A 17,177-nucleotide genomic window follows, 5' to 3' on the forward strand; every position below is an offset into this window, starting at 1 on the left:
TCGCTTTTACTATCTTAGACCTAGCCAACATAACTAATCATACACGTACACGTTGTAGGTAATGCGAGAAAACGACCAAATCACTAACTGAATGAAAAGAATATTATTAGTTTCTTTATTAATAACTCACTTGAGTTGTGTAAATGAAAAAGAATCATTCCAATGGAATTTTAACTCAAACAGCAAGTACATTTATTCATTCTCACAAGTAACAAATAGTGAGAACAAAATGAAAAAGAATGAAAAAAGCAACAAATCTTCTATCAGCGGAAATGGAAAATTAATAATCAATGGAAAATCCAAAAGTTTAGCCGATTTAAGTTTCGAAGAAATTAAGGTTAAACTTAAAAATGACTTTAGCAACGATACAATTACTGATACTCAACCCAATTCTATAATCCAAGATTTACAATCAAATGGAACATTTCAAATGACTTCAACCGCAAATGATTTTGTTCGAGTTTTACTTCCATTGCCGAATAAAAGATTAAGTGTAGGAGATACTTGTAGAATTCCGCTTAACGTTCCGTTCAATATAAATGGCTCATTAATTAGTTCTAAAGGTTTTAACACGCTAACTTTTTCTAATTATGATGAGATTGATGGACATAAATGTGCTGTATTAAAAGGAGAAATTAACGTTTCAAAACTAGATTTACCAGACAACTTTGAAGGAAACTACAAACTTTCTGAAATTGGAAACGGTACATATTATTTTGACATAGAAAAAGGTTATTATATTAAATCAAAAGTCAAGTTCGATTTAACAACTTTAGCGGACAATGAAGACCTCTATATGAGTTCTAATAGCTCAAATGAATATGAAGTCAACTTCTTGGAAAAAATTGACAAATCAAAAGAGAAAACAAAAACAAAAAAAGCATTAATAAATGAACCTGATAATTCACCTTACGATATTGCAAAAACTGTTATTGAATTTCTACAAAAAAGAGATACAACTAAATATTTAAACATAGTTATCCCATTAGACAAACAGAAGAAGCTTTTTGTGGATAATATAAAATATAATCCTCAAGAAAATGATACAATGGCAATCTATCGAGAACTAAAAAGAAAATATGATGATAGAGTTGATAATTTTTTAGTCAGAGCAGGATATATATTAGAAATAATGAAAGTAGATAAAGATTTTGAAATTGAAAAAGCCACTATCGACACGATGCATTACAAACACGAAAAGACAAAAAATTATGGTGGATTTGGAAGAACTATAATTGGAAATTGGGCTGACTTAACTGTCGAAATGAATTACAATAACGAAAAATATTATTTCGAAATACCTCAAATTATTAAAATAGAAAACCAATGGTACTTATATTATCCCGAATATTATTTGAGAGACGAAAGAGAAAGAAAATTTGTTGACAAAAGAGTTAAGGAATTAAAAGAACAATCGGAAGAATTTTGGAAATAAAAGCACTACCTACAACAACGTGTATAGTTAATTACTAGTGCAGCTTATACTCGGAAAATCATGCGGATTTCCCTAATGATCCGTTTCCTTTTACTAACTTTAACCTAGCCAACGTAACTAAACCATACACGAACACGTTAGCTACAATTACCAGAAAATGAAGGTGAAACTTTGGACAATACAAGATGAAAAAGGTTGGAAAGAGCTAAAAACTAAAGGTATTCTAATAGCGAAAGAAAAGTTCATTTATCAAGAATTTAAATTTGGATATGAATGGATGAAAACTCAAATGTAAAAAAGGCTCAGTGTTGATTCGCAAAATAGCAGTTTTCCAATTTGGGCTTGGTATCAACATTATGATTCAAGAAAACCTAAACCCGATTTGAGAAAATCTGGTCATTTACCGCCTGGAACGAAAGGATACAGAATAGAAATATTAAAAGAAAGAAAAGATATTCTACTTTCTGATTTTGTATTGTGGCATTTTCCCTTATGCTATAGGAGCTATATAGCAAATTCGGAATCTGAGGCAATAGAGTGTGAAAATATTCCTGAATATGATGAACTTATCAATTCAAAAAATAAGAATGATCAGTTGATTAACAAGATTGAAAAAAGTTGGGAAAAAATTTTTGATATGAATTTTGATCTTGATTATTATACGTTTCCTATGGATGAAAAAAAAATTCAGGCAACATTTTGGGAATTGAATATTGAAGATATTGTTAATGTAACAGAATTTATAGCTAGATAGTAACAGTAGCTAACAACGTGTATAGTTCATTGCTTAATGGTGTTTAAAGATTACCACGGAAATTCTGCCGAATTTCCTTCACGCAGTTTCTTTTTGCTAACTTAGCGCTAACAGCAACAAACCATACACGAACACGTTGTAAGCCATTTGAGAAAAACGTCAATGAAAATAATAATCGGAATAATTATAGCAATCGGGCTTCTGTTTTTTTATCTAAATAAGAAAACAGAAAACCAGACAGAATCAACATCGGAAAATGCTAAACCAGTTAGTTTCTTCTCATTAAATGATGGAAACCAAAGTGAACTGATTATATCAATGGAAATTCCTCAAAAATGGATTGATTCAACGAAGACAAAATATAACTGGAATGAATTTGATGAATACGACAACAGAATGTGGGAATATATGTATAAATTCTTTGACGAGACAGTTGCTAAAAGTGGAATTGAGGACTACAATGAGTTATGGAATAAATTAACTCGTGAACAAAAAATATTTTGGGCATTTCTATCTTTTAATGGAGATACTGACAATGGAGGTGTTTATCAATTTATTTTCAATCGACCTGAATTTATTATTGCTGTTGCAGAAACTTGGGACGAACTAAAAATGACCGAATTGAATTCTGACTATAAAAATGTGTTGAAAGAATTAACTGGAAAGTCGACAAAAATTAGCGAACTTAAAGCAGTTTTTAATGATGAGTCTAAAGATTGGGAAAAAAGATGGAGTTCGTTTGCTGATGGATATAAAGAATTAAAATCGACCGAAAAAATTGAGGATTATTATTACGATAAAGATTTTAAGAAAAAACTTTACAAACAAGTTGCTGATTTAATCGAGAATAATATTGACAAATTTGCAACAGTAACGGAATAAAAACGGCTTACAACAACGTGTATAATTAATTACTAGTACAGCCTGCACTCGGAAAATCCTGCGGATTTCCCTAATGGTTCGTTTTCTTTTACTAATTTAGACCTTGCCTACGTAACTGAACCATACACGAACACGTTAGCTAAAATAGTGCATTGCCGAAAATTAATTAACCTCAGCTAACTTCCTTCACTATTCAAATCTTCGGATTTTTAAAAAATCAATTCAATCCTTTTATGGGAACTAAACGCTAGTATGGTTCGTGAATACCTAAATTCTTTTTGTAATCTCATACATACTTGTAAATAGCTGGTAAGCGTTCTGATTCGTTCTTATTCCATAAAAGGTGGCTGTTTATAACTCTTAGGTGCAACCTAAATGCGAGTATGTTAAGTCTGTAATTGCTTCTGGCATTGTAGTCTTATACATATCTGTAAATTGTGAGATCGCATTTTCTCTCGGTTGCTTTTGGTTTATAAGCTAACTTTTAGCTTTGCCTAAGGACAGTGTTGCACTAAAATAGCTAACAACGCGTATAATAAATGCTTAAATAAAGCTTCAATTAAAAGCCTTATATTTAAACTCTATAATAATAGCGACGGAAAATCTTATCACTTTCTTTCGCACTTATCATACACAAACTCGTTGTGCTTCATTATCAGAAACCGCTAACCAATGATAAAATTCTTTAGAAAAATTAGACAAAAACTGCTATCTGAAAACAAATTCAGTAAGTATCTGATTTATGCAATTGGCGAAATTATTCTTGTCGTAATTGGAATTTTAATTGCTCTTTCAATTAATAATTGGAATGAATTACGTAAGGATTCTAATTTTGAAAGAAAAGTCATTTTAGAATTGTCAGCTGATGTAAGCCAAGATATTGAAGAAATGACTAATGCCCTAGATTCTATTAAAGAAAGTCAAAAATCATCTTATCTTATAGTACAGCACTTGGAAAATAAAACTGAATATCATGATTCTTTAAATACACATTTTGCAAAAGCATTACGCTTGTGGTCTTTATCACCAAATAAAATAGCCTTCGAAATGGCTAAGGAAGAGGGAATGTATTTTATAACAAATGATTCGATTAGATTTTACTCTTCAAAAGTAAACGGTTATACGTTCGATTACGTACAAGTTCTAGAAAATAGATTTCAAGATTATAAGTCAAATACAGTTTTACCACATATTCAACCGCTATTTAATTCTTATAATTTTGTTTCAATGAGACCCAACAATTTTGAAGAATTAAGACAAGACACAACTTATTTGAGCATCATAAAATCAATTATTTCAATGAGAGCTCGGTATAGATACATAATAGACTATAGATATGAGCAGCTAATTAAATTAGATAGTATAATTAAAAAAGAAATTGAGCAATATAAAATATAACGAAAGCACAACAACGTGTATAATCAATTGCTTGGTCTGTGCATATTCGGAAAATCCGTAGGATTTTCCTCTGGTTCGTTTTCTTTTACTAATTTAGTTCTAGCCTACGCAACTAACCATACACAAACACGTTGTGTGTAATTAAAGAAAATAGAGTTCATGATAAAAAAAATACTTCCGTTCATTTTAGTCTTTTTATTTTTTTCGTGTAATGACAAAGCAAATTCTGATATTCAAACAGAATCAAAGTTGAGTTTTGAAAACGAAAAAGAAACTTTACGATATTTAAAAGAAGTAGAATGGCCTAAAGCTTACAAAGAACAAGATACAATTTTACTAGATCGGATTTTAGGAGATGATTTTCAGATGGTTACAAACGATGGTGAGTGGTCTGACAAAAAAGCTCAAATGAAACGAATCAAGGAAACTGCTATGAATCACGATTCGTTTAGATATGAAATTAAGAGGCTTGAAATTCTTGATAACGGAACAGCTATTATTGCAGGAACTGGTCATATTATAAATGACAACATAGAATCCATTTATCAATCCAGCAACATTTTGATTAAGCGAAATGGAAAATGGAAAGCTGTACTATCTCATGTTTCAGGATATAAGTCATTGGAATAATAACTACACACAATACAAAACATGAACAAAACACTATGAAAAAACCAATCTTACTCATTCTAATTTTATCTTTAATATTTTCATGTACATCTGATGATGAAAATGAATCATTTGATACAACTCAAATTTTAGGTGTTTGGGAATTTAATGATACAACTTTTAATTTATCTGATGGTTCAGAAATTGAGCAATGGTATGCCATATGTGGTGAACAGTTGATTCTAAAAATTAACGAAAATCAAACAATAGAAACTATTACTTCACATACTGACAATTGTTTACCGATGCCATCAAGTAACTTTCCATACATTAGTTGGGAATATCTTAACAATAGAACTTTCAGATTCAGTAGAATGGATACTTCGGATCAAAGTATTCTAACTATCCAATTTGAAATAACTTTTCCAACTGAAAATACTATGAAATGGAATTTAGAGGCAAGCGGATTAGTTGACGGAATTAGTTATGACTCTCTAGAATATAACTTAACAAAGCAATAATTTAATAGATAAATTATTTATAGAAATTCTGTTTAATGAATAACTACACACAACAACGTGTATATTTAATTGCTCGTTCTGTGTGTACTCGGAAAATCCTACGGATTTTCCTATGTTGTGGTTTTATTTGCTAACTTAGTTCCTAGTCAACGCAACTAACCATACACAAACACGTTAGCTAAAATAGTGCATTGCCGAAAATTAATTAACCTCAGCTAACTTCCTTCACTATTCAAATCTTCGGATTTTTAAAAAATCAATTCAATCCTTTTATGGGAACTAAACGCTAGTATGGTTCGTGAATACCTAAATTCTTTTTGTAATCTCATACATACTTGTAAATAGCTGGTAAGCGTTCTGATTCGTTCTTATTCCATAAAAGGTGGCTGTTTATAACTCTTAGGTGCAACCTAAATGCGAGTATATTAGGTCTGTAATTGCTTCTGGCATTGTAGTCTTATACATATCTGTAAATTGTGAGATCGCATTTTCTCTCGGTTGCTTTTGGTTTATAAGCTAACTTTTAGCTTTGCCTAAGGGCAGTGTTGCACTAAAATAGCTAACAACGCGTATAATAAATGCTTAAATAAAGCTTCTTAGAAAATCTGTATATTTAAACTCTATAATAATAGCGACGGAAATTCTTATCACTTTCTTTCGCACTTATCATACACAAACACGTTACCTAAAATTACTCCGAACTTACTCTTATGCGGATTTTTTAAGCACTCAAACTCTGAATTTAATCTTACTCTACTCTGAATTAAACTCGGAATCGGAATCTTACTCGTGCGGAATTTTGAGCAACTTTGCGGAACTTAATACTCATACGAAATAAACTGTTTACTCTAACTCGGAATTCACTCCTGCTCCAACGCTCTAATCATTCGTGATCACTCTTTTGTGTCGTAACTATTAGGTAACAATGTGTATAATTCATTGTTCTCTTTGTGTCCTTTCGGAAAATCCTGCGGATTTTCCTACGTTGTGGTTTTATTTGCTAACTTAGTTCCTAATCAACACAACGATATCATACACAAAACCGTTGTAGGTAATTTAAGAAAAATGGAACTTCACGAATGCAATTTGAACATAAGATATGATTTACCTAAAGAAATCTGGGAGAAAACACCATTGGTTTATGAGAAAATGAATGGCTGGCTTGGATTCGGAAAAGATGGAAAAGGTGAAAACGGAATTCCATATTGGTTCAGTTATAACGAAAATGAAAAATCAATATTTGCTTCGGTAGAACCAAGCGGAATTCATTTTGTAGCTAATATAGAATTAAATGAATGGATTGAATGGAAGGCTGAAATAAAAAAAGTCGCAACTGAAATTTTAGGATTTAAAGTTGGTGAAGTAGAAGAAGGCGAGGTTGGATACGAAATTGAATGGATTGATAAAACTAAGAACACTAAATAGTGGAAGTTTTAAAAATAAAAACTATTTACAACAACATATATAGTTAATTTAAGAAACTCGCTTTGAAACAAATATGAATTACAATTTTTTGCTTATTTTAATTTTGTTTGTAATTGCAGTTACAATTTATAAAACTAAAAAGAAAAAACGAACTACTAATTTTCTGAAATCGTTGGAATCTGAATATCCTAATCGGATTAAAACAAACGGAAAAATTAAGTTTTCAAGAATCCATATTTTACACGACGTTGACTTGAACATAATCTATTCCGAAAATAACATGTTGATTTACGGTTTTGACTATTATAGAGACCGAAGAACAAGATTTATTTTCCACACAAATAAGAATTTAAATAACAATAAAGAAAATCGAATTCCAAATTATTTGATTACCAAAATTGATGTAATTGAAAACGAAAAGATTGTAATAACTGACGAAAGTAACTGTGAGATTACAATTTTGTTTAAAAGTTACGGAAAAGAAAAAACACAATTGAAAGAAGAAAAATTTTTGGAACTGATAAACAAACTGAATAAAAACTACCTACAACAATGTATAACCGCAATTACGGCGGATTCGACTACGTCCGAATCCACTCGGAATTGCTAAGGTCAGTTCTTAAACCAAAAAATAAATACTAATTTAACCCGTAACTGACGGTTATACGAAGCCGTTGTATGCCATTTGAGAAAAACAGAACTAAATGAGAAAAATTTTATCCTTACTAATATTATTAACTTGTATTAACGTGTCAGCACAAACAATTGACTATTTATTTCCAGAAGGTTATGGAAATGAAATATCAAAAGAAGACTACAAATTTTTAGTAAATGAGTCTGTAAAGGTTATTTCAAAAAACTACAAAATTGCTTCCATAAGTGAAGGAGTTATTGAACTCGAAAAAGGACAAGATTATTCTATATTAAATCTTCACAATCTTATTTTAAAATGTTCAGAAGTTGATAAAAAGGATTGGTCTGAATTAATCTCTTCCCACTTTAGCAGTATGCATGAATCAATGGAAAAGCAAAAGCAACTTGATCCAAATAAATTTGAAACCTTGATTGATTATTTTACAATACGTATTTATCAAGAAAGCTTTGTAAATCAAAATGGAGGAAGTGATAATTTAATCGTAAAAACACATTTGGACGGAACTCTTTCGCTTCTAATGTTAGATTTACCATCAGCATTTACACCAATTCAAAAGGAAATGTTTGATTTATGGGATAAAACAATTGATGAAGTATTTGAAATTGCTCAACAAAATGTAAACAAACAGGAATTTACAAAAATGACTGAATCAATAGATGTAGACGGAAAATCGATTGACGTTAATTTCATAGAAAATGAAGATTATGGAGCGAGTATTGCTCTTGACTTAAAAAACAACGCTCCCGAATTTATTGGAGAATGGGGTTCAGTTATTGCTATTCCTAATAAAGGAATTGTCAATATTTGCAAAGTATCAAAAGATAAGCCATTGGATTTTATTCTTTATATCCAAAAACTCAAACCAGTTGTTGAACAATTTTACAATCAACATTCTCAACCCATTTCAACTGATTTCTATTGGTATTATAAAGGGAAATTTGTAAAGATTTATATTACAGAGGAAAACGGAGAATTTAATGTTATTTCACCTATAGGTTTGACTGAATTAATGACCGAAAAGAATTAAAAACGGCATACAACAACGTGTATAGCTAATTGCTTGTTCTGTGTGTACTCGGAAAATCCTACGGATTTTCCTCTGGTTCGTTTTCTTTTACTAATTTAGTTGCTAGCCAACGCAACTAACCATACACGAACACGTTAGTAGCAATGGTGAAAAAAATCCGGATATTAATTATACTTTTTAGTTTTCTTTCATGTCAAAACAAACAAGAAAAACTCATTGGACATTGGCATGAATTTAAATCCAATGAATCTGAATATCTAAATTGCTACCACATTACTGACAGTACAATCGGAATTAATCCATTAACTAATGGAGGTTATGATGACTACAGAAGGGGTTCTGATATTGATCAATCGGAAATATTAAGTTTAGCGAATGATAATTATAATTGGACTTCTGATTTTAAAATTAACGGAAACAAATTAATTGTAAACGATTCAACATTCTGGATTAAACAAACTGATAATGAACAAAGCTTTTTATCGGATTTTTCAGTGGGATTATTAGTTGATATTAATCCCAAAGAAACGGATAAAGCTGAATTTGATTTTACTCCGAATGATAGCATAATTAAATCTTACATTTTTATAGGTACACTCAAAAATAGTGTGTGGAATAAAAATCAAAAATTCAATAAAGAAAAGTACTATATTCAATTAAATGATAAAATTGCACAAACTGAAGATATAATTCCTTTTCTACTATGTTACCATTGCGAAATGCGAAACCATGTTGTACTAATGCACATGGACAAAAACACTCCAATAGAATTGATTAATGAAATAGAAACAGAAATGGAAAAAATTAATGTACAAAAAAGTAGCATTTATTATTTAACAAAAAACACAACTGAATTAATTAGCGGTTATAACCACAGCTACTAACAACGTGTATAATTTATGGCTCTATTTTGTTAAGGAAGGAATAATCCTTAGTTAAAATTCGCTATATTTAAACAACGGAAAAATTGCGCCAACAGCGCACGTTTGCCCTCGGAAATCCAGCCGCACACGTGCGCTGCATTTCCGCAACAAACCATACACGAACTCGTTGGCATGCATAAGTAAAATGAACATCCCGAAATCAATTATTTACACATTTTATTATACAATTTTCACTACTATTATTGCTCTATGGGCTTTTTTAGTTCCTTTCGAAGAATACTCTTGGCTAATTAATAATGGTCATTTTTTTAATTCTATTCTGACTTTAGGTTGCATAGCACTTTTTTTTAAAAACAAAGAAGGTATGGATTTCTTTAAATTGAAGTCCACGAAGCTTAAATTTTACTTAATCGCATTCGTAATCGGACTTTTTTTCCCTCTAATTAGAGCAGTTTTAAGGTCTATATACTTTCAGGAAAATTTAAATACTATTTTGACATATCAATTTGATATTTCAAGAATAAATTCTATTGCCATTGTTGCCTCAATACTAATTGTTCCTGTCATTGAAGAGTTCTTTTTTAGAAAATTTATTCAAGGAAAGCTGAGTGAAAATTATAACGGACTTGTTTCGATATTAATTACGTCTTTACTTTTTGCCTTCATTCATATTCCATTTATTTCGTTCTTCTCAGAATATATTGAGTTTTCAATGTATCATCCGTTTTCGACATTTTTTGGTGGAATAATTATGGGTTTGTTTTTTTATAAATCCAAATCAGTTGGTCCTTCAATTGTTTTACATATGATTTGGAATATTATGGCTTATACAATATTTAATTAACGACATGCCAACACCGTGTATAATTAATTGCTTTGGCAAGTACTTATTTGGAAAATTCCTTCGGAATTTTCTCAGGTTCGTATTTGTTTATTAATTTAGTTGCTTAACCACGCAACTAACCATACACAACAACGTTACCTGCAAGTTGATCAAACAAACTCGTTTACTCATTAAAAATATAGTTTAACTCATTTTGACTTTTCTATATAATAGAACAAAACTATTTTAGAGCAACACTAATTGAACTCATTTTGAAAAAAATAATATTTCTAATATTGATTTTGAATATATCATTCACAATGAATGCTCAAATCAGCGGAAAGTATAAACACGAAATTTGTAAATACGGACCAAATTGTTTTGTATATAAATTCAATAAAAATGGAACTTTTGAATATCAATACCATCAAGATGTTTTAGGTAGCGGAACATTAATCGGAACTTATCAAAAAATTGGAGACACTTTAAAACTTAATCCAAACAAGATTTGGTTTTCGTCGGAATCAAAAGTTATTGAGAAAAATTATCCAAATCCTGATTCAACAAAAATTCAAATTAATCTTCAAAGACTTGCGCCTAAAAACAAAGTGGATATTGACAGATTTCATTGGTACATTTCAATAAACGATAAAGAATATATCGAAACGGATGAAAACGGAATGATTTTAATCCCAGAAACAAAGATTGAAAAAATAGAACTGAAAGACATTTTCCAAATTGAATTGAAAAATATAGAACCAATGCTAAAATTGACTGACTATATTTTCAGACCAGAAACAAACAAAAATTATATTGAAATTTTCGCATCGGAAAGTGAAGAAAACGGAGAACCAGCAATAACGGAATGGATGACAAAACTTTTTATCTTAAAAGGTAAAAAACTATATCCTTTAACATTTGAACCAGAAGTTGGATTTTTAGGTCAGAAAAAAACATTTTATAGAAAATTTTGAATAACAACCAGCAGGTAACAACGTGTATAGTAAATTACTAGTACAGCTTGCACTCGGAAAATCCTGCGGATTTTCCTAATGGTTCGTTCTCTTTTGCTATCTTAGACCTAGCCATCGTAACAAACCATACACGAACACGTTGTGCTTCATTATTCTCACTCGAACGGAATGGAATAATTATCCTAACTTTAGAGAAATAACTAACCAATGATAAAGTTCTTTAGAAAAATTCGCCAAAACTTACTAATGGAAAACAAAACTGGAAAGTATTTTAAATATGCTATTGGAGAAATAATTCTTGTAGTTATTGGAATTTTAATTGCCCTACAGATTAATAATTGGAATGATGAAAGAAAAAATCGAATATACGAACAAGAAATTCTAACGCTTATTAATAAAAATTTAAAAAATGATTCCATTGCCTTAACTACACAAGTATCTTATTCAAAGGAAGCTACTAAACTAACGAATAGACTATTAGAGCGAATTAATAATGAAAATTACGACGATAGCCTAAACCGATGGATGGGAAAAATTATTTCATTCGAAATGTTTAAATCACAATCAAGTGCCTTTGAAATATTAAAGTCAAAAGGTATAGATGTTATTTCTAATAAAGAGCTACAATTAGAATTGATATCCTATTACGACGAAAGTCTATATGGTGTTTATGAGGCTCTTGAAGATGTAGAAGAGTCTTTTAAAAATGATTGGGTGCCAATTATTAAAGAAGATTTTTTAGATTACAAATGGCGCGAGTACGCAATACCAGCTGACGCCAAAGCATTTTTTGAGAAAAAATCAAACATAAGTTTTATTAAACTTTATAATGAAAATAGGTTTAGTGGTAGAGAACAATATTTAGAGGCTACGCTAGAAAAAATATCGAGAATTAGACAACTGTCTAAAAAACATATGAATGAATAATGTATGAAATTCTGAAGTTGACAATAAAAAATAACGAAAGCACAACAACGTGTATATTTAATTATTCGTTCAGACTGCACTCGGATTTTTTTGAATTTATGCAAAAAAGAGTTTTGCCAGAAATGAAGGAATGGATTCCTGAAGATGACGTGAACGACTATATTGAATAGAAAACAGTCTGAATACAAAAATGAAAAACCTTATAAATAAACCGCATCTGATTTTTTTAATTGCTATTCCAATTATAATACTAATTGGAATTTTGAGTGGAGATGCAGTATTGGATATAAATGTTCACGACACCTATTATGTAATTGCTTATTTTCATTTGGCAACGCTGATTTCAATACTTTTTGGAGTAATCGGAATTGGATATTGGATTATGCAAAAAGCGGACAGAAAATTATCAAAGTGGTTGAATTGGACACACGTTGGATTGACTTTTGGCGGAGTTTTAGTTGTTTGGATTTTAACTAAATTTTATCGGACTGAAATTATGGAATATGAATTCAATAATAATCTATCTTTAATTATCACTCTGATTGTTTTACTAATGATTGTTGGACAATTAATTTTTCCGATTAACATTATTTACGGACTGACAAAAAAGAGAAATAAAACCAGTGGCTAACACCGTGTATAATTCATTGCTAGTACTCGCCTACTTACGAAAATCCTCGCGGATTTTCTATTCGGTTTGTATTTGCTAATTTAGTTGCTGAAACACGCAACGAAATCATACACAAAACGTTAGCTAAAATAGTGCATTGCCGAAAATTAATTAACCTCAGCTAACTTCCTTCACTATTCAAATCTTCGGATTTTTAAAAAATCAATTCAATCCTTTTATGGGAACTAAACGCTAGTATGGTTCGTGAATACCTAAATTCTTTTTGTAGTCTCATACATACTTGTAAATAGCTGGTAAGCGTTCTGATTCGTTCTTATTCCATAAAAGGTGGCTGTTTATAACTCTTAGGTGCAACCTTAATGCGAGTATGTTAGGTCTGTAATTGCTTCTGGCATTGTAGTCTTATACATATCTGTAAATTGTGAGATCGCATTTTCTCTCGGTTGCTTTTGGTTTATAAGCTAACTTTTAGCTTCGCCTAAGGACAGTGTTGCACTAAAATAGCTAACAACGCGTATAATAAATGCTTAAATAAAGCTTCTTAGAAAATCTGTATATTTAAACTCTATAATTATAGCGACGGAAAATCTTATCACTTTCTTTCGCACTTATCATACACAAACTCGTTGCCAGTAATTTGACCAAACCTGCTAATTTTCGTGTTTACTCAATGAAAAGGATTATTTACTCATTCCAATTTTTTATATTAAAACAGCTGATTTAGATTTGATAAAGACTTATAAAAAATGAAAAAAATACTCTTTATCTTCTTCCTAATTATTACTTACTTATCATTTGGACAAAACCTATCTGAAAAGGTTGGTGAAATAGAAATACAATTAATCGGACAAAATAATAAACGTAATTCTAATGACGAATTAACGAAAAGAAAGACAAATCGAAGAAAGCGACCTTATGCAAAATTATATTTTAATTCAAGTGGAATCCTATTGAAAAAAGTGACTTTTGGAAAACATCACAATACGGATTTAAGATTGACAAACACTATCAAAGTATATAAGTATAACGAAGAGAAATTAACTGAATCAATAGAGTATGAATCTGATTACCAAAAAAGTGTTTATCCATATTGGAAAACTATATACACATATAACTCTAAAGACAAACTAAATGATAAATCACTATATCATATTCCAACCGATTCGTTGTATGACAAAACAAGTTTTGAATATGATTTAAATTCAAATCAGATTAAATCAGTTTTTAGTCCTACATATTATTATCAAAAAGAATATGATAGTTTAAATAGAGTAGTTTATTTGAAACAGGTTTATAATAATAAACTACGTTGGGATTGGAAATACAAATATAAAGACAACCAAAGAATCGGAATTTTTCAAACTTATTACGATGATGGCGATAACAGTTCAAAATCAGAAATAAAAACATATAATGAAAACGGACAATTAATTGAGTTTGAAGAAAAATATACCTCAAAATTAGAAGTTGCAAATAAAACAAAACTGTTTTACGATAAGAATGGGCTTATAAAAAAAGTGGAATATTTTGAAACTTACGATTATGACAAAGATTATGAAATGATTGGCTTTAAAACAGTCAAAATAAAAACAAAATTAAATCTTGACATTAAACTGTCTGAACTGATTAATAAACAAATTGAAATAAGATAAAAACTACTGGCAACAACGTGTATAACTAATTGCTTGGTTTGTGTGTACTCGGAAAATCCTGCGGATTTTCCTACTGGTTCGGTTTCTTTTATTAACTTAGTTCTTGCCAACGCAACAAGCCATACACGAACACGTTAGCAACAAGCAAAAATCAGAACGCTGAAAAATGAAAGAAGTTAAACTTGAAGTCTATAACAGAGAAGAAAAAGTTACGACTACTATTTATGTTGAACAATTATCTGAAAATAAATTTCGGATGATTGACAATGACTTATTTAATAAACAATTGACTTTAGGTGTGGAATTTGAAACTAAAATCAATTCTGAAAACAGACACGAAGTTGTGAAAATTCTGAAAGAATCGGAATTTATTACTCGAAGATTTGGACTTACACCAAACTATAAGGAATCTGATTATCGAATGCTTGGAGAAGAATTAACAAAAAGAGGTGGATTTTGGCAAGTTGACCTTGGAAGTATTGCGACTGTTAATATCCCAAAAGATTTTGAATTTAACATTAATCAAGTAATTAAAGATTTAGGATTAGTAGAAATAACAGATTAAAATGCAATCAAAATCAATCGAACAATTAGAAAATGACTATTGGAAAGAACCATCTGAATTTCCAACTAATTTGGTTAAAAGGTGCTTTGATTACAGAAAAATAAAATTGTCAGAATTAACAATAGAACAAATTCGACTTTTGATTTCGCAAAAAATCGGAATTGAATTTTTAATTGGAATAGCAATAGAAAAACTTGAACAGAATATAATTGTCGAAGGAGATTTGTATGAGGGAGACTTATTAGATTCTGTTTCAAAAGTACCAACTGAATTTTGGAATAAAAACTCAACTGAATTTCTAAATTTCAAGAATATCTTTGAGTCTAATAAAGAGAAAATTATATCGGAACTAGGAGAAAAAGAATATGACCGAATTTCGGAAAGAATAAAAGCCAGTTGCTAACAACGTGTATAATTAATTGCTGGTTCAGTGTGTACTCGGAAAATCCTGCGGATTTTCCTCTGGTTCGTTTTCTTTTACTAACTTAGTTCTAGCCAACGCAACTAACCATAACACGAACACGTTGCCACCAATTAAAACGAACCTAGAAACATATGTCAAGAGAAATACTAAAATTCCATTTTTATTCGATTAAGTTTAAAGCATATGCAAAGTTGGAAAGAGAATACAGTAGTACAACAATATTGAAAGATGCAATAACTTTTTTGACTAATGAACTTCACAAAGGACAAGGTTATTTAATTGACAAACATAGAAATCGAGAGAATGAAAGTCCTAGAGAACTATTTATGACTAGTGCTGTGTTTATGCCAAAAGAAAGACGAATTAGATGCACATTAGCTCTTTTACGTTCTGGCAGAATTCCAAAAATAAAACCTGTTGACGAATATAAATTAGTTCCTATCAAAACTCTTGGTTCTATTGCAGAAGAAACACATTTTTTTATCGATTATAGTAGAAACTATGCAGTGGTTTGCATTGAATATAATCACTATGGACCAAGAATGTCAGACGTCGAATATTATTTAAGAAATGTATCACGAGAAAAATTAAAACTAGCTAAAGCAGTCGAAGTAAATCTATATATGAGTAATACAATAGACAAAACTTTAGAAAATCTACGTAATGTTTTAAATATGCAGATTAAAATACAACCGAGCAAAATAGCACAAATGGATAATGACGTGAAAGGTCAATATTTTACGGGAATTAATACAATTGGAAATAGATTAAAACCAAATTTTATAAGAGTAGAAACTTATTTTCAAACACCTGGAAATAATATTACTAGTAAGGAACTAAACAAAGAAGCTAATTCAATGGTTAAAACTTTACTTGGAAAATTTAAAGCAAGACCATTTCACATTGACTGTTTTGACGATTTTGTTATTAAATATGAGGATAAAGAAGGAAATGAAGAGTTATTTAATTTACTTCGAGAAAAAAAGGAATTAGATTACGATGTAGAAATGTCAACTCTAAAAAAGAAAAGGCATTGGTACGAATTAATAGAAAAGGATTTTGACGAATTTATGGTTAAATTTAACTAATGATATTAGATAAATATTTCAGAAGACCTGTGCTGTATGACTATTTGATTTCAATTATAGTTGGTGCATTATTGTATTTGATTTTTTACAGAGGTTTGTTCAATTTACCTCAAGATGAGCGTTCATTATCTATGACATCAGATTTAGCAAACGTTGGTCTAACTAGTGCTGGATTTATACTTACGCTATTAACAGTTTTAATTACGTTTAAAAGCAGTTCGAGTATAAACAAAAAAGAATATTCAGAGGATGATTCTCTATTTAATTTATTTTTTGCGTCTGACCTATATTTTATAACAGTCCGAATTTTAAAAAACTCAATTAAGTCACTTATTTTAATATCAGTATTTGGATTTGCATTAAAACTTGGAATTCCGAAAGAATATTTGAAATATGTATTTTTTTATAATGTCTTTGGCTTAATAATTATTGCTCTGACTCTTTACAGATGTTTACTAGTTTTGACTAAAGTTTTGAAAATGCAGAAGTAAAATAACTGGTGG

17 protein-coding genes and 1 pseudogene are annotated in these 17,177 nt (G+C 30.0%); all 18 read left to right on the top strand.

Translation table 11 applies throughout. The features are described from left to right. The first annotated feature begins 91 nt into the window (after positions 1-91). The 18 genes and pseudogenes from ACTU6T_RS00645 to ACTU6T_RS00730 all read left to right on the top strand — a co-directional run bounded on the left by ACTU6T_RS00645 (position 92) and on the right by ACTU6T_RS00730 (position 17,165). Entirely contained in the window at positions 92-1,435 is a 1,344-nt protein-coding gene (locus ACTU6T_RS00645; RefSeq protein WP_460219333.1) for a hypothetical protein, read from the top strand. A 157-nt stretch (positions 1,436-1,592) separates the two neighbouring features. Next, positions 1,593-2,189: pseudogene (locus ACTU6T_RS00650) on the top strand (DUF3841 domain-containing protein). Positions 2,190-2,351: 162 nt separating this feature from the next. Then, a complete protein-coding gene (locus tag ACTU6T_RS00655) occupies positions 2,352-3,071 on the top strand; it encodes a DMP19 family protein (protein ID WP_460219334.1) in 720 nt (239 codons plus the stop codon). Between the two features lie 672 nt (positions 3,072-3,743). After that, a complete protein-coding gene (locus ACTU6T_RS00660; protein ID WP_460219335.1) occupies positions 3,744-4,469 on the top strand; it encodes a DUF6090 family protein in 726 nt (241 codons plus the stop codon). A gap of 159 nt (positions 4,470-4,628) precedes the next feature. Further along, positions 4,629-5,099 (top strand): nuclear transport factor 2 family protein, encoded by a 471-nt coding sequence (locus ACTU6T_RS00665; RefSeq protein ID WP_460219336.1) that lies wholly within the window; start codon positions 4,629-4,631, stop codon positions 5,097-5,099. Positions 5,100-5,134: 35 nt separating this feature from the next. Then, entirely contained in the window at positions 5,135-5,599 is a 465-nt protein-coding gene (locus ACTU6T_RS00670; protein ID WP_460219337.1) for a hypothetical protein, read from the top strand. A 1,065-nt stretch (positions 5,600-6,664) separates the two neighbouring features. After that, positions 6,665-7,024: a hypothetical protein gene (locus ACTU6T_RS00675; protein WP_460219338.1), complete on the top strand. Its 360-nt coding sequence runs from the start codon at positions 6,665-6,667 to the stop codon at positions 7,022-7,024. A gap of 704 nt (positions 7,025-7,728) precedes the next feature. Beyond that, positions 7,729-8,706, top strand: a complete 978-nt coding sequence (locus ACTU6T_RS00680) for a DUF1444 family protein (RefSeq protein ID WP_460219339.1) — start codon at positions 7,729-7,731, stop codon at positions 8,704-8,706. Positions 8,707-8,849: 143 nt separating this feature from the next. Then, positions 8,850-9,590 carry a hypothetical protein gene (locus ACTU6T_RS00685; protein WP_460219340.1) on the top strand — a complete coding sequence of 247 codons (741 nt, stop codon included), beginning with the start codon at positions 8,850-8,852 and terminating at the stop codon, positions 9,588-9,590. A 493-nt stretch (positions 9,591-10,083) separates the two neighbouring features. Continuing rightward, complete coding sequence (locus ACTU6T_RS00690; protein WP_460219329.1) at positions 10,084-10,434, top strand: CPBP family intramembrane glutamic endopeptidase; 351 nt, start codon at positions 10,084-10,086, stop codon at positions 10,432-10,434. A gap of 251 nt (positions 10,435-10,685) precedes the next feature. Beyond that, entirely contained in the window at positions 10,686-11,387 is a 702-nt protein-coding gene (locus ACTU6T_RS00695; RefSeq protein ID WP_460219341.1) for a hypothetical protein, read from the top strand. 246 nt (positions 11,388-11,633) lie between these two features. Then, positions 11,634-12,314: a DUF6090 family protein gene (locus ACTU6T_RS00700; RefSeq protein WP_460219342.1), complete on the top strand. Its 681-nt coding sequence runs from the start codon at positions 11,634-11,636 to the stop codon at positions 12,312-12,314. Positions 12,315-12,504: 190 nt separating this feature from the next. Further along, entirely contained in the window at positions 12,505-12,945 is a 441-nt protein-coding gene (locus ACTU6T_RS00705; protein ID WP_460219343.1) for a cbb3-type cytochrome c oxidase subunit I, read from the top strand. 746 nt (positions 12,946-13,691) lie between these two features. Then, positions 13,692-14,597: a hypothetical protein gene (locus ACTU6T_RS00710; RefSeq protein ID WP_460219344.1), complete on the top strand. Its 906-nt coding sequence runs from the start codon at positions 13,692-13,694 to the stop codon at positions 14,595-14,597. A 166-nt stretch (positions 14,598-14,763) separates the two neighbouring features. Then, a complete protein-coding gene (locus tag ACTU6T_RS00715; RefSeq protein ID WP_460219345.1) occupies positions 14,764-15,162 on the top strand; it encodes a hypothetical protein in 399 nt (132 codons plus the stop codon). A 1-nt stretch (position 15,163) separates the two neighbouring features. Next, complete coding sequence (locus ACTU6T_RS00720) at positions 15,164-15,565, top strand: contact-dependent growth inhibition system immunity protein (RefSeq protein ID WP_460219346.1); 402 nt, start codon at positions 15,164-15,166, stop codon at positions 15,563-15,565. A 152-nt stretch (positions 15,566-15,717) separates the two neighbouring features. Beyond that, complete coding sequence (locus ACTU6T_RS00725) at positions 15,718-16,674, top strand: hypothetical protein (protein ID WP_460219347.1); 957 nt, start codon at positions 15,718-15,720, stop codon at positions 16,672-16,674. Then, positions 16,674-17,165 (top strand): hypothetical protein, encoded by a 492-nt coding sequence (locus ACTU6T_RS00730; protein WP_460219348.1) that lies wholly within the window; start codon positions 16,674-16,676, stop codon positions 17,163-17,165. Before ACTU6T_RS00725 ends, ACTU6T_RS00730 begins: the two co-directional genes overlap by 1 nt. Positions 17,166-17,177: the final 12 nt, after the last annotated feature.

Source organism: Psychroserpens citreus (genome assembly GCF_055686305.1).